Source organism: Streptococcus sp. 2020WUSS089, from assembly GCF_044427405.1.
Classification (GTDB): domain Bacteria; phylum Bacillota; class Bacilli; order Lactobacillales; family Streptococcaceae; genus Streptococcus; species Streptococcus hashimotonensis.
Genome location: NZ_JAOTGD010000003.1, coordinates 89,262 through 102,276, shown reverse-complemented (window position 1 = coordinate 102,276; position 13,015 = coordinate 89,262). Strand labels below are relative to the sequence as shown.

Sequence of the window (13,015 nt, the reverse complement as noted above, 5' to 3'; positions counted from 1 at the left end):
GAATTGTCTCCTATTTTTTCTGAAATTTTTCTTGCGTGTTTTCTACAAAAGACAATCAAACAAGCTTGTTTCACTCTCTTTTGCACAAAACCACGCATACTTCTTATTTTATCATATTTGACGGAAAATGTGGGGAATTGAGGAAGGAATTTGAGGGAAAATCTAACCTGCTATATAAACAACCGAACGAAACGAATACTCTTCAATCAAACGAAGAACACCCAGCTTTTTCCGAGCACTACACTCCCATAATGGAACATAAGAAAAACTGCCAATGTCCGAAGACATGGCAGTTTCCTATATTAACGACGTAGTCCGAGTGAGTGAATCAATTCACGGTAACGGTTTACGTCTGTGCGGCGTAGGTATGCCAACAAGTTACGACGGCGACCGATTTTTTTCATCAAACCACGGTAAGTTGCGTGGTCTTTTTTGTGTTGTTTGATGTGGTCGTTAAGGTGGTTGATTTCCCAAGTAAGTACTGCTACTTGAACTTCAACTGAACCTGTGTCGCCTTCATGACGAGCATATTGTGCCATGATTTCATTTTTTTTCTCTTTTGAGATTGCCATGATATGTTCTCCTTTGTTTTTGAGCCTAATCCGAGTGACAGGTTGGCGACCTGTAACCAAGAAAAAGCTAGATTTGTCCTTTTGGACCTTAACCATTCTATCAAGGAATGGCTCTTTTGTCAACTGATTTGAGAAATAGCTGAGCTGCTCTGCTATTTTCAAAAAAAGCCAGCCGAAGCTGACTTTCTACTTGTATATCACATTTGCTCTGCCTTTTCTGCTTTTGGCAAGATAAGATTGAGGATAATACCTACAATGGCTGAGAGGGCTGTACCTGAAAGGGTGATGGCACCGATGTTGAGAACTGCTCCACCAAGACCCAATACCAACATAGAGCTTGCAATAATCAGGTTACGGACTTGACCGAAATCAACACGGCTCTCAATCAAAACTTTCAAACCATTTGAGGCGATAACACCGTAAAGTAAGATAGACATACCACCAAGAACGGCACTTGGAATAGTAGAGATAAGGGCTGTAAATTTACCCAAGAATGAGAAGGCAATGGCAATCAGGGCTGCATTACGGATAACGGATACTGATGCGATACGGGTCATACCGATAACCCCTGTATTTTCACCATAAGTCGTGTTAGCAGGTCCACCGATAAAGGCAGATACGGCAGTCGCCACACCGTCACCAATCAAGGTACGGCTGAGGCCTGGATCTTTCAAGAACTGGCGGCCGCAGATTTGGCTGAGAACGGTGTGGTCACCGATATGCTCAGCTACTGTTACAACAGCAATTGGTAAAATAGCAATCATTTCTGGACCGAAGTAGAAATTGTACGACTTGAAGGCACCTGTTTCAAATGGTAGGTAGAAACCTGGTAATTCAAACCAAGCTGCTTCCAGAACAGGTGTGAAGTCAACTAGTCCGAGGAAGATAGCAATCACATAACCACCGATGATGGCAATCAAGAAAGGGACAATCTTGGCGAAGCCTTTCCCTTTGGTATTGACAAAAGCAGCAATCAAGAAGGTTGCGATCGCCACAACGACGTTTTTCCAGTCACCGTCTGCGACAAAGCCTGCCGAAGTCACGGCAGAGTTGGCAAGACCCAGACCGATAACGATAATCATAGGACCGATAACAATCGGTGGCAAGAGGGTATCAATCCACTTAGTACCGATAACTTTAACAAGTGCAGCAATCAAGACGTAAATCAAACCGACGAAGAGAATACCTGTCTGCGCAGCTGATACATCACCGCCCATTTCTTTGATGGCAAGCGCCATAGCAGAAATGTAGGCAAAGGATGAACCCAAGTAAACTGGAACTTTAAACTGGGTTGCCACTTGGTAAATCAAGGTTCCGACACCTGATGCAAAGAGAGCCACGGAAACTGGCATACCGAGAATCAGTGGCACCAAAATGGTCGCTCCGAACATAGCGAACACGTGCTGGAAACTCAACAAAATCCCTTGAAGCGGTGCTGGTTTCTCATGGACATCAAACAAAAGATTGGCTTTTGTACTCATAAATCTCCCATTCTGGGTACACAAAAAGACCCAGACTTTCTAAATATACATAGTCATAGGCCCTTAATGAATTATCCTGTTGTCTTTCTCACCTCACGGGATGAGTTTAAAAACCTACGCTTTTGGTATTGTAACATAAGCCCTTACTTTTGACAAGGAATTTTGTAAATTTTTATTTTTTAGGAAAATGGCAGAGCAGGGAGCTGAACTGCTTATTAATACTCCATTTCTTCTTCCAACTCTTTTTCCACCTGCTTCTGACGGTAGCTATTTACCCAAGATACTATGTTCAGCAATAGCAGAACAAGACAGGTCATAGAAATAAAGAATATTAAAACGACTACCCAAAAATGTCCATCCCAAATGCCAGTATAATGATGTCCGTAAATCTGGTAGTTATTCCAAGCCATTAAGATAGTTGTACCAACGATTACCCCTCCTAAATAGAAGTAGCCTTGCCAAGCAGGTCCCCGTTCCATGTCTATCCCCTTTTTCCAATAGCCGTAAAAGAGATATGCTGAGATCAACAGCATGGCAACCAGTTCAAAAACATAGGTCTCAAAAGACCACTTTAAAACCACACTCTTGAGAAGAAAAGAGAGAGGCAAAAGAATATTCATGGCTCTGCCCACCCAGGCAAAGACTTGGTTTTCTTCTTGTCGAACACGTTCATCAGTCACAATTTTTTTCATTAGTTGGTTCCTCCCAAAATAATTGATCTAAACTTTTCTCTAAACAGTGGCAAATCGACAGACAAAGACTAAGACTGGGATTGTATTTCCCCGCCTCAATCAGACCGATGGTCTGGCGGGTCACTCCGATTGCCTCCGCTAAGTCCCCTTGGGTCATATCTTTTTCTACACGAGCCAGCTTAAGTCGTATGTTCCTCATATCATAGCCATCCTCCTTTCGTATTTTTATAGTTATATTATACACTATATTTTCTATTTTTGCAATATATACCTTACATTTTGTTTGGTTTTTTTAACAAAAAAGAAGACAGTCCTGCCTTCTTAAAATATTTAATCTTGACTTATCCCACACTCTTAATCCGTTTCTTAATCTTCTGGCTAAACTCAATCATCCTCCGCTTTTCCTCCGGCCAGATTTTGGTCACGCGGTCAACAGCAATTATGAAGATGATTACCGCAGCATAGTCCTTGGCTTTTTCAATCAGACCAACACTTTCAGCAACTACTAAAAGTAGATAGAATGTGAATAAAATAGTTCGTTTGGGTAACGCCATCAAAAACTCAATCCCTGCCTTATAGCCCAGATAAATCTGCCGATTAAGCCCTTTGGCCTTTTCCAAACGACGATTGAGAAAGGCACGAATCCGCTTGTAAAACCAATCCGAAGTTAGAAAAAGTGATTGGGCACCAATTACAATCAAAGAAACATTATTGGCATGTTCTTCCTTAAGCCCTAGCGCTCTAGTCACAACATAGGTCCAATCACCATTATCAATACAGATAAAAATAGTAAAGTAAACAACCGCTCCCGCTACTATAACAAGGGGAAGGGCACGGATATATTTCAACATATAATAACCTCTCTTGGACAAATCTTAGAACCTATATTCATAAACAAAGTGTTCTTATGCAAGAAATCGTTTTTGCTCATCAAGGCAATTTTTTGAAGGAATACTTGACTCTATCACCATTTAGTTTCACTTTATTGCTTCGACGAGTAAAAAGCTCCTGTGGCTGTTTTCGCCTACCACCTAATTGGTCAGGAATCTCCTTTCCTTATCTCCACCTTCAAACACTCCAATGGAAGCGATGAACTGTGAACACAGGTTCTTGTATATATTGTAATATGTTATACCAAGTACGGTCAAGCAGGGGCTAGAATTTCAGATACGACAACTGTACACCCTTAGCATTTTTTACTTACCCCAAAAAGGGGAGTGGGAAAGAACTCGACCAAGATAAAAAGAGTTCGTCAACAAGTCCTTATTTCCAGTTGTTGAGCTGAAACAGTCTATCCCCAGACTGTTTCACTCCCACCCCCGCATAGCTCCAACAGTCAGAGTAGTGACTGTTGGAGGTTGGAAATGAAGCGAACTCTGTTCGCATCAGTCGTAGAGACCAGATTTGGAGTGTAAAACACGAACAAATCTGCCAATCAACCACTGCGCTGAGATGTTGACACGAACTCTGAGTAGTGGTCCTGGGCTTTTTGCCCAGCCTTCTCTTTTCATCTAAGCAAACTAATAAAATAACTCTTATTTTTCCTCTTTTAACACCAGATTTAATACCAAGGCAGCCAGGGTCCCTGTTGAAATACCTGATGAGAAGACCATTTGAAGAGCTGATGGAAGATGACTCAATAATTCTGGACGAACGGTCACTCCAATCCCCAGCGCAAAGGCAATAGAGATAATCAAGAGCTCACGGTCCCCAATTTTAATCGTTGCAAGAGTCTTAATCCCTTGGGCTGCAACCAAACCGAACATGATAATCCCAACACCACCAAGAACAGGCTGCGGCATGATGGAAATCAAGGCAGATAATTTTGGAAAGACGCCAAGTAGAGTCAAGATAATACCTGCTAAAATCATGACATGACGACTAGCAACTTTTGTCAAAGTAATGAGGCCAACGTTTTGTGAGAAGGCTGTATTTGGACCAGCACCAAAAATACCTGCAATCAAGGAACCAACACCATCTGCCAGAACACCATTTGCTGCCCGCTCAGAAGAAATCTTTTGATTTGAGGCTTCTCCAATGGCCATCATAATTCCGACCGTTCCGATCAAGGATACGACATAGGCTGGAATGAAGGCTAGAATAGAAGATAGGTCAAATTTTACACCATAATGGAAAATTTTAGGAAGAGCAAACCAGGCTGCTTCTCCAACAGCAGACATATCTACTTTTCCAAGCAGAATACAGAGGACATATCCAAAGACCATCCCAAAGAAGACTGACGCTGTTTTCAACATTCCTTTACCATAATGATTTAATGCCAAAGTGAAAACCAAGACGATAAAGGCAATACCGATATTTTCAACTGAAGCATAGTCTGAAGCGCCAGCTCCACCAGCTGCCCAGTCCATACTTACTGGCATGAGGGTAATACCGATGAGGGATACAACAGTCCCTGTAATCAAAGGCGGAAAGAAGCGCATCAAGGGTTTGACAAAACGACTGAGAGCAATCTCTACAAATGAACCAGCAATGGTTGCTCCTACGATACCTGCAATCCCGAGCTGGCTACCAACACTGATAGCTGGATTGGCAAAGGTAAAGTCCGTTCCCATCATACCAGAGACACGTGAACCTACTGGCCCAACACCTTTAGATTGCAAAATGGTAGCAATACCAGCAACAAAGATAGAGGCTGATACCATAATTGAAGTATCTTCGACTGACAATCCTAAGGCACTTGCAACGACAAGAGGCACTGCGATGATTCCTGCAAAAGCTGCTAAAATATGCTGAAAAGCAAGCAAAACAGCCATCCCTTTTGGTGGTTGTTCATCAATTCCGTAAAGCATATCCGAAGAATGTTCATTTGTTATTTTCTGAGACATGATTTCTCCTTCTTTATTCCTAAATAATGGTATTAGTCTAACAGAAAACACAATCATTTTCAATACATTTCACTCCAACAAACACAGAACATTCGTATTTTTCAATGAATTTTGTCAATATATACAATATCTCAACACAAAAATTCGTTTATTGTTTTGATTTTAGCCAAAAAATGCTATAATACACAAAAGTATCATTTGGAGGAGAAGATAGATATGAAAGCTTTGGAGGCACGCATTTTAAAAGATGGTCAGGTATTAGGAGAAAACATCTTAAAAGTTGACTCATTCTTGACCCATCAGGTTGATTTTCGCTTGATGAAAGAAATGGGGCAGGTCTTGGCAGACGTCTATCGCTCTAAAGAAATTACCAAGGTTGTCACGATCGAAGCCTCAGGTATTGCACCAGCCGTCTATGTTGCAGAAAGCCTAGATGTGCCAATGATTTTTGCTAAAAAGCATAAAAATATTACTATGACCGAAGGCATTTTGACCGCTGAAGTCTATTCATTTACCAAGCAAGTTACTAGCACCGTTTCTATTGCCAGTAAGTTTTTGTCACCTGAGGACCGTGTTCTAATCGTTGATGACTTTTTGGCCAATGGACAAGCAGCAAAAGGCTTGATTGACATTATCCAACAGGCCGGGGCACAAGTAGCTGGGGTTGGTATCATCATCGAAAAGTCCTTCCAAGACGGTCGCCAGCTCTTACTGGATGCAGGTGTCCCGGTTACTTCTCTCGCTCGTATTGAAAAATTTCAAGATGGACAGGTTGTTTTTACAGCTGCGGATATTTAAAAGGACTTGCTTCCAATCGGGAGCAAGTCTCTTCTATTTATCTATAATTCCACACCAAAGACTTCTAATTGCTTTAATTCGGCAGCAGTCAACCTGCGGTATTCTCCAAGCGCTAATTTTGAATCTAAGCGAAGAGGCCCCATTGATAGTCGTTGCAAGTCTGTCACCGTCTTTCCACAGGCCTGCACCATGCGTTTGACCTGGTGAAATTTCCCTTCTCGGATGGTGACGTCAACCAGTGAGGTCTGCTTAGCTTCATCTGTAGAGAGGATGGTCAACTGGGCTGGCTGACAGGTAAAGTCTTTCAGCTCAATTCCTGCCGCAAATCGTTCGACATCCTCTTGGATCATGATCCCGTCCACCTGTGCACGGTAGAGTTTATCAACATGTTTTTTCGGAGAAAGCATGGTATGAGCCAGCTGACCGTTGTTGGTCAAGAGGAGCAAGCCATGGGTATCAATGTCCAAGCGTCCAACAGGAAAAACTTCCTTCTGGCGAGCTGTATTATCTAGCAAATCCAAAACAGTCCGATGGTGGTCATCCTCGGTTGCTGAAATAACTCCCTTGGGCTTATTCAATAGATAGTAAACAAAAGTTTCATGACTCAAGACCTGACCTGCTAGTGCAATCTGGTCTTGTTTTTCGTTAATTTGCTGTTTGGGTGATGTTTCAACCTGGCCGTTGACTGTGACTTGCTTGTTTTTCAGGAGTTTCTTGACTTCTGTTCGACTGCCGACACCACAGTCCACTAAAAATTTATCTAATCGCATACGACTTTCTTTTCCATTTTTATATATTCTGCTTGCTTTTCTATTTCTGTAAAACCAAGAGCATGAAAGAGTTTTTGGGCAACTTGATGAGAGCTAGCAACTGTCAGTTTGATACTAGCTGGCTGAACATGCTCTACTACATAGTCTTCAATAGCCTGATAGAAAGCTCTGCCATTTCCCTGACCCGTCAAAGAAGGTTTCATACCCAAACGAATGTCAACGGTCTCGCCATCTTGGTCAATACAGAAATAGCCCATGAGGGCCGCATTGCGGATGACTGCAAAAAAGCGGTCTCCACGCGCCTCTGGTGAAATCATCTCAGCATAAGTCTCGGGGTTTGCACTAATCGTATAGGCATCCAAAGGTGGTTGATAGCGCCATTGGTTAGCAATTTCCAATGCCAGATCCTGGGGCAGGGGCATGATGTAAAAATAATCCATTCTTCGGAAATTTTTTGCTAAATTTTTAATCCGACGGTTTTGGGTAGCGTAACTATCTGTCTGATAGACATAATCCGCATAGCCCAACTGATAGGAGGGAATCATGTCCTTAAAAATCAACTGAACATCCTCAGGAAAACGGAGTATTAATTCATTTAAGCGGTTGTTTTCTAACATAAGAATATTATACCAAAAAGGAGCGGAAATCCGCTCCTATTTCTTCAGTTGTTTATAAATCAAGCCTGCGCTTATCAAGGCACAGCCGATGGCGTAGATACCAAAGGCTCCTGTTGGGGTTGGGTTAAGTTTTTCCAGATAGGTCGGCAAGATGGCAGATGTGGCTCCGCCGATATTGCAGCCCATAAGGACGATTGTCATGACTGCATTGAGCAAGGCCTTAGGTGCTCGGTCTGTTACCTGACTAAAGACAATGGTTAGAATGATGCTGTAGAAAAATCCTGACACCATACCACCGAGACCCAGCACCCAGAGATTATCCGCAAAGGCAATGCCGACAACCGCGAGTCCAAAGACCACGTAGGAAACAGCTAAAAGCCAGCCCTTCAAACGACCAACCAAGCTACTAAAGACCGTCCCTGCCACAATCCCCATGACCTGCATAAGACTGAGAATTAGACTGGCTTGCTGAGCAGTACCAATGCCCTTGGCTAAAACAATCTGAGGAATACGAATGGTCAGGAAGGTATTGACATTGATAACAAAGAAGGCTAAGAATGCCAGATAAATTCCCATCATCCACATGGTCTTGTCCAGTTTGACCTTGGGCGCATTCTCCTCAACCTTTACCTCCATGCGAGCCAGCAATTCCTCCTTGGGAACAAAGAGAAGGAAGAGAGCCAAGATGACCAAGGCAAAAAGGTAGACCAAGAAGGCAGGTTGCCAACCAAACTGGGTCAACCAACCGACAAGGAGGGTAAGCCCTGCGCTTCCCAAAACCTCTGCTGAACCACGCAAGCCCATCATCTGCACCCGCTCCTGACCGGTGAAAAAATTACCGATAATGTTAATAGCACGCGCATTGATCAAGCCAATCCCCAAACCAAGCAAGATACGAGCCAATAAAATCAGAGGATAAGCAGTTAGAAACATGGGCAAAGCTCCGCCGATGGCCATAAGCAAAAGCCCTGCAATGATAATGTTTCGTTCTGATAAGAAACGAACAACTAGACCATTTGCCAATAGAGTAATCATAATAGCAAAAGAGGTCACCGTAATCAAATTTTCCACCTGGGCCGCTGCAATTCCCTGCTGAGCAAAATACTCAATCATCTGCGGAATAGCTGGTGAAACTGCAAATGTCGAAACCAGCATGGTGGACAGGGCCAGCAAACTGGCTTTTTCTAAAATTCTTTTCATTTTTCTCCCTTTCAACGTTCGTCTTTTACTAGTATAACAGATTTGAGACAGAATAGATAGGTGACTGAGACTTTTATTCTCCTAGATTTCATGCTATACTTAATCTATCGATACCCAAAGGAGAGAATTATGTCTGTTATTGAACGATTGACAAAAGCTGCCCATTTGATTGACATGGATGACATCATCCGTGAAGGGCATCCAACCCTACGCCAGGTCGCTGAAGAAGTTGCATTTCCCCTATCTGACCAGGAAATTATTTTAGGCGAAAAAATGATGCAATTCCTCAAACATTCGCAGGATCCAGTCATGGCGGAGAAGATGAAACTCCGTGGCGGAGTTGGTCTAGCAGCACCTCAGATTGACGTTTCCAAACGCATCATTGCTGTCTTAGTCCCAAATCCAGAAGATGAGGAAGGCAATCCACCTGCCCAAGCCTACTCTCTACAAGAGGTCATGTACAACCCTAAAATCGTGGCACACTCTGTCCAAGAAGCGGCTATGGAAGGAGGCGAAGGCTGCCTATCTGTTGACCGCGAAGTCCAAGGCTACGTAGTCCGCCACGCACGCGTGACTGTTGATTACATGGATAAAAACGGAGAAAAGCACCGCATCAAACTCAAAGGCTATAATGCCATCGTGGTCCAACACGAAATCGACCACCTCAACGGTGTCATGTTCTACGACCGCATTGACCCAGAACACCCATTTGCCGTTAAAGAAGGCATGCTGGTGATTGAATAAACATAAGAAACTGACTGAAAAATTTTCGGTCAGTTTTTCTTTTTTATAAACATAGCAGAGCTAACTGCCTAAAAATTTCCTGCCCATCCAAAATCAGGTCTTGAAAGAGGAGGTAGTCCAGCAGAGCCAGCAAACCAGTTAGTAGGACGAAGACAACCAAGCGATTTGAAAACCGAACCTGCAAGAGATGATTGAGACTAACTAGCACAATTTCCAAGACAAGCAAGCCAAGCGCCATCCACAAGAGATAAGGAGCATTTGGAAGGAACCAAGCCCAGAGTTCTTGTCCCCTCAGGAGTTCCAGAAAAATCCCTCTCTCCGAATGGGAAAGCAAGACAAGGCCATCTTCCAGATAACCGATTCCACCAACCAGACTATTGACCATGAAAAGACTGACTAGAAAGAGCACCGTAAACCCAAGAGCCTGACCCAGACCCAGCAACCACTTGGTGACTAGAACCTTACGCAAATCCACAGGCTGGGTCTGATAGAGACGCCAGTTTTTCCCTACAACCTCCACCGCCTTACCCCGACTGCCAAGCCAAACCGCCAGCAAGAGCACCAACAAATAGGCCGGACCATCAAAGAGAGAGCGCAGACTGCCAATACCTGACAAATCTCTGGAGCGGTCCCAAGAAGGATCGTCTACTGGAACTAAGGCATCATTGGTATCAAAACGATTTTCCAAGCTGGTCAAAACGACATCCTTGCCTCGCTTGGTTGCAGGCACCCCAGCCTCCATCAGCTGTTGCCAGTAATACTGACTGACCTGATTGCGGGTCTGGTAACGGCGAAGATTATCCACCGTCTGGCTGGCCCCAATATCACCATTGGCAAAGGCCTTTTCCTCTCTAGCCCATAGATAGACCTGCTCTGCCTCCAGCATAGCAAGGTGACTAGCTGGCAGAGCCTGAGGTTTTTCCTGATAAACCTGCCATTGCTTGACATAGAGGTCCTTGTAGATACGGTATTCTTGCAAGAGACCAAGCCTCAGCTCCAACTCCTCCTGATAGCTCGCGTCCTCTTTGACCAACTGCCTCAGACGGTTGATTTCCGACTGCAAACTCTCCACATAGGCCTCATCCTGCTCATAGGACTGGGCAACCAACTCCATCGAAACCCTCTCCTCCTGGGCAACCTCTTGCTTTTCTAGTCCCGTCAGTAGGGAAAATAGCAGAGCTAGGAGCAAGTTTCCTAAGACGAGCCCCTTCCAAGAATTGAGCCGACTAAGGATGAGAACATCAAAAGACCAAACCCTGTCTAAAGGACCTGTGTCTAACTCCTTCTGATGCCCCACGGTCAGGACTAGCCTTTTCTTTTCTGTCAGCAGATAATAAGCCACAAAAAGCCCAATGGTCAGCAGGAGCAAGACATCCACCGCTACAAAGACCTGTGAAAATGCAGCTGTGTCTAAAAAACTCGGAAAGGCAAGCAAGGGCAGAATTTGACCTGACCAACCAGCTACTGCACCTGCCTGATAGGAAAGCCCCAGAGCTAACAGTAACCCCGTCACCACAAAAGTCAGCCGACTGGCTAACAGGTGGTCTAGAAATCCAAATAAGAGACGAATAGCTAGGAGCAAGACCAGCCAAAAACCAAGCAAGATAAGCCCGTAAAGCCAAGAGCCTATCAACTGCCTCTGACCCAACATCTCAACAGGAGCTTGAAAACTAGATACAGCCAACTGACCTGTCAGCCCATCATAGACCAGGATAAAGAGTAAACCTATCCCCACAGCCAGCAAAAGCGAAAGCAAGGAAGCAACCAAACGCCTCATCCCCTGCAAACTCAGACTATCCCATTGTCGCAACTGCCAAACTTGATGAGCCAGTGTCTTTTCCGCCAGCTGATTGGCAAGTAGAAAACCAAGCACCAAAAATACAGGAAGAAAACCAAACAAACTTTCTAAGTAGGCTTGAACAATACGCCCTGTTGACCAAGCCTTGTTTTCAGGACCATCAGGCAATTGGTAGGCAAGCAACCAGTCATTCCATCTGGCCAAACACTCGACTTCACTAAGCGTCAAGGATTGTCGCGTTTGAAAAAGCTGCCGATTGCGACTGATAAAATAGTCCAAATCCTGATACATGAGTTTGCGGTAGTTGGGGATAGCTTCAAACTTCCCCTCATCTAAGGCCTGACCGACACTTTCTATATCGGATTTCAAGCCCACCATCCGCGGTGCTTCTTCTGACTCCTCCTCAATTTTTATATCTGCCAAGACACTAACCAATTCACTCAGTTCTTCTTTGTAGGTTTCCACATAGGCCGCTTGGTGGACTTGGCGCTGAGAAACAGGAAGGTAGGCCAGACCTAGAAAACCCAGCACGAGCAAGCAGTAGAGAGGCGACCAGAGAATTTTCTTGATTTCAAAGTTCAGCCTCATATCCCCTCACCACCTTCCTCCACGTAGAGATCACGATAGAGGGATTCCATATAGTCGCTGGCTTTTGTAAGGCCAGCCACCTGCTGGATTGGAATACGATCCAGACAATCCAATAAATCTCGCTCGGGTAAGAAGATTTCCACTAGACCCTGCTCTGCCTTTTTCCACAAGAGTTGCGGATAATCCCGTAAAAATTCCTGGACCTGCTTGGAGTTTTCCACAGCAAGATGGTAATCATAATCCGCCGTCAACTCCACTTCTGTGGCAATCAACTTGCTGGCCTTGAGGAAATAAACCTGATTGGTCAGCTTCTCAATCTCCGACAGATGGTGGGAAGAAAGCAAAATCGCAACACCTTCTGCCTGTAAATTCAGAAGAAATTCCCGCTGCTGGATGATATTGGTCGGGTCCAAGCCGATATGGGGTTCATCCAGCAACAAGAGCTTGGGCTTGGGAAGGACAGCCATGGCAAAGAGCAGCTTCTGCTTCATGCCCATGGAATAACCAGCCACCCGCTTTTTGACATAGTAGCCCATCCCCAATTCTTCCACTAACGCATCCACTTCCTTTTTCCCCAGCTTGTGGGTGGCAGCCACATAGGTCAGATGGTCATAACCCGTCAACTGTGGATAAAGTGCTTGGGCATCCAACATGACAGACATATCCTGAAAAATCGCTCGGTCACTATTCGGACGACCATTGATGGTTACCGACCCACGGTCAGCGGTTTCTGTATTGCTGATGATATTCAGGAGGGTGGATTTTCCCACACCATTGGGACCTACTAGAGCAACCAAGTCCCCCGCTTGCAGCTCAAAAGACACATAGGACAAGACCTGGTGGGCACCGTATCGCTTACAGACATCGACTACTTTTAGCATAGAAACTCCTTTCTTGGAGAAATGGCAG

General features: G+C 44.4%; 14 protein-coding genes. 2 read left to right on the top strand and 12 right to left on the bottom strand.

The window, feature by feature from the left end:
- Nucleotides 1-162: 162 nt before the first annotated feature.
- The 7 genes from ODU46_RS04150 to ODU46_RS04120 form a co-directional block, all read right to left on the bottom strand.
- Nucleotides 163-288, bottom strand: coding sequence for a hypothetical protein (locus ODU46_RS04150; RefSeq protein WP_260619436.1), 126 nt, complete (start codon nt 286-288; stop codon nt 163-165).
- A gap of 14 nt (nt 289-302) precedes the next feature.
- Nucleotides 303-572 (bottom strand): 30S ribosomal protein S15, encoded by a 270-nt coding sequence (gene rpsO / locus ODU46_RS04145; protein ID WP_002938849.1) that lies wholly within the window; start codon nt 570-572, stop codon nt 303-305.
- Nucleotides 573-769: 197 nt separating this feature from the next.
- Nucleotides 770-2,053 (bottom strand): uracil-xanthine permease family protein, encoded by a 1,284-nt coding sequence (locus ODU46_RS04140; RefSeq protein ID WP_105155357.1) that lies wholly within the window; start codon nt 2,051-2,053, stop codon nt 770-772.
- Nucleotides 2,054-2,268: 215 nt separating this feature from the next.
- On the bottom strand, nt 2,269-2,745 hold the full coding sequence (locus tag ODU46_RS04135; RefSeq protein WP_044675947.1) for a DUF6773 family protein: 477 nt from the start codon (nt 2,743-2,745) through the stop codon (nt 2,269-2,271).
- Entirely contained in the window at nt 2,726-2,944 is a 219-nt protein-coding gene (locus ODU46_RS04130; protein WP_044675946.1) for a helix-turn-helix transcriptional regulator, read from the bottom strand. The genes ODU46_RS04135 and ODU46_RS04130 overlap by 20 nt, the downstream gene beginning before the upstream one ends.
- A gap of 142 nt (nt 2,945-3,086) precedes the next feature.
- Nucleotides 3,087-3,596, bottom strand: coding sequence for a hypothetical protein (locus tag ODU46_RS04125; protein ID WP_024378859.1), 510 nt, complete (start codon nt 3,594-3,596; stop codon nt 3,087-3,089).
- A gap of 684 nt (nt 3,597-4,280) precedes the next feature.
- Nucleotides 4,281-5,591 (bottom strand): nucleobase:cation symporter-2 family protein, encoded by a 1,311-nt coding sequence (locus ODU46_RS04120; protein WP_014638669.1) that lies wholly within the window; start codon nt 5,589-5,591, stop codon nt 4,281-4,283.
- Nucleotides 5,592-5,807: 216 nt separating this feature from the next.
- On the opposite strand from ODU46_RS04120, the gene ODU46_RS04115 reads away from it, so the two are divergent.
- On the top strand, nt 5,808-6,389 hold the full coding sequence (locus ODU46_RS04115; protein ID WP_398579285.1) for a xanthine phosphoribosyltransferase: 582 nt from the start codon (nt 5,808-5,810) through the stop codon (nt 6,387-6,389).
- A 41-nt stretch (nt 6,390-6,430) separates the two neighbouring features.
- Here the strand turns inward: ODU46_RS04115 and ODU46_RS04110 are convergent, their stop codons facing one another.
- Genes ODU46_RS04110 through ODU46_RS04100 form a run of 3 tightly spaced genes read right to left on the bottom strand, consistent with a single transcriptional unit; the run spans nt 6,431 to nt 8,976 of the window.
- Nucleotides 6,431-7,159: a pseudouridine synthase gene (locus tag ODU46_RS04110; RefSeq protein ID WP_105153686.1), complete on the bottom strand. Its 729-nt coding sequence runs from the start codon at nt 7,157-7,159 to the stop codon at nt 6,431-6,433.
- Nucleotides 7,150-7,776 (bottom strand): GNAT family N-acetyltransferase, encoded by a 627-nt coding sequence (locus ODU46_RS04105; RefSeq protein WP_238137350.1) that lies wholly within the window; start codon nt 7,774-7,776, stop codon nt 7,150-7,152. Before ODU46_RS04105 ends, ODU46_RS04110 begins: the two co-directional genes overlap by 10 nt.
- Before the next feature lie 36 nt (nt 7,777-7,812).
- Nucleotides 7,813-8,976, bottom strand: a complete 1,164-nt coding sequence (locus tag ODU46_RS04100) for an MFS transporter (protein ID WP_105211720.1) — start codon at nt 8,974-8,976, stop codon at nt 7,813-7,815.
- 129 nt (nt 8,977-9,105) lie between these two features.
- On the opposite strand from ODU46_RS04100, the gene def reads away from it, so the two are divergent.
- Nucleotides 9,106-9,720, top strand: coding sequence for a peptide deformylase (def, locus tag ODU46_RS04095; protein WP_105100564.1), 615 nt, complete (start codon nt 9,106-9,108; stop codon nt 9,718-9,720).
- Nucleotides 9,721-9,763: 43 nt separating this feature from the next.
- On the opposite strand, the gene ODU46_RS04090 is transcribed toward def, so the two are convergent.
- The gene (locus tag ODU46_RS04090; RefSeq protein ID WP_398579284.1) at nt 9,764-12,106 is read right to left on the bottom strand and encodes a hypothetical protein; all 2,343 of its coding nucleotides are present in this window, start codon (nt 12,104-12,106) and stop codon (nt 9,764-9,766) included.
- The gene (locus tag ODU46_RS04085) at nt 12,103-12,987 is read right to left on the bottom strand and encodes an ABC transporter ATP-binding protein (protein ID WP_105134004.1); all 885 of its coding nucleotides are present in this window, start codon (nt 12,985-12,987) and stop codon (nt 12,103-12,105) included. The genes ODU46_RS04090 and ODU46_RS04085 overlap by 4 nt, the downstream gene beginning before the upstream one ends.
- Between the last annotated feature and the right edge of the window lie 28 nt (nt 12,988-13,015).

Bases quoted from the DNA above. Each gene is read 5' to 3' on its own strand.
- ODU46_RS04150 (WP_260619436.1), bottom strand. From the start codon at position 288: ATGTCTTCGGACATTGGCAGTTTTTCTTATGTTCCATTATGGGAGTGT.
- rpsO (WP_002938849.1), bottom strand. From the start codon at position 572: ATGGCAATCTCAAAAGAGAAAAAAAATGAAATCATGGCACAATATGCT.
- ODU46_RS04140 (WP_105155357.1), bottom strand. From the start codon at position 2,053: ATGAGTACAAAAGCCAATCTTTTGTTTGATGTCCATGAGAAACCAGCA.
- ODU46_RS04135 (WP_044675947.1), bottom strand. From the start codon at position 2,745: ATGAAAAAAATTGTGACTGATGAACGTGTTCGACAAGAAGAAAACCAA.
- ODU46_RS04130 (WP_044675946.1), bottom strand. From the start codon at position 2,944: ATGAGGAACATACGACTTAAGCTGGCTCGTGTAGAAAAAGATATGACC.
- ODU46_RS04125 (WP_024378859.1), bottom strand. From the start codon at position 3,596: ATGTTGAAATATATCCGTGCCCTTCCCCTTGTTATAGTAGCGGGAGCG.
- ODU46_RS04120 (WP_014638669.1), bottom strand. From the start codon at position 5,591: ATGTCTCAGAAAATAACAAATGAACATTCTTCGGATATGCTTTACGGA.
- ODU46_RS04115 (WP_398579285.1), top strand. From the start codon at position 5,808: ATGAAAGCTTTGGAGGCACGCATTTTAAAAGATGGTCAGGTATTAGGA.
- ODU46_RS04110 (WP_105153686.1), bottom strand. From the start codon at position 7,159: ATGCGATTAGATAAATTTTTAGTGGACTGTGGTGTCGGCAGTCGAACA.
- ODU46_RS04105 (WP_238137350.1), bottom strand. From the start codon at position 7,776: ATGTTAGAAAACAACCGCTTAAATGAATTAATACTCCGTTTTCCTGAG.
- ODU46_RS04100 (WP_105211720.1), bottom strand. From the start codon at position 8,976: ATGAAAAGAATTTTAGAAAAAGCCAGTTTGCTGGCCCTGTCCACCATG.
- def (WP_105100564.1), top strand. From the start codon at position 9,106: ATGTCTGTTATTGAACGATTGACAAAAGCTGCCCATTTGATTGACATG.
- ODU46_RS04090 (WP_398579284.1), bottom strand. From the start codon at position 12,106: ATGAGGCTGAACTTTGAAATCAAGAAAATTCTCTGGTCGCCTCTCTAC.
- ODU46_RS04085 (WP_105134004.1), bottom strand. From the start codon at position 12,987: ATGCTAAAAGTAGTCGATGTCTGTAAGCGATACGGTGCCCACCAGGTC.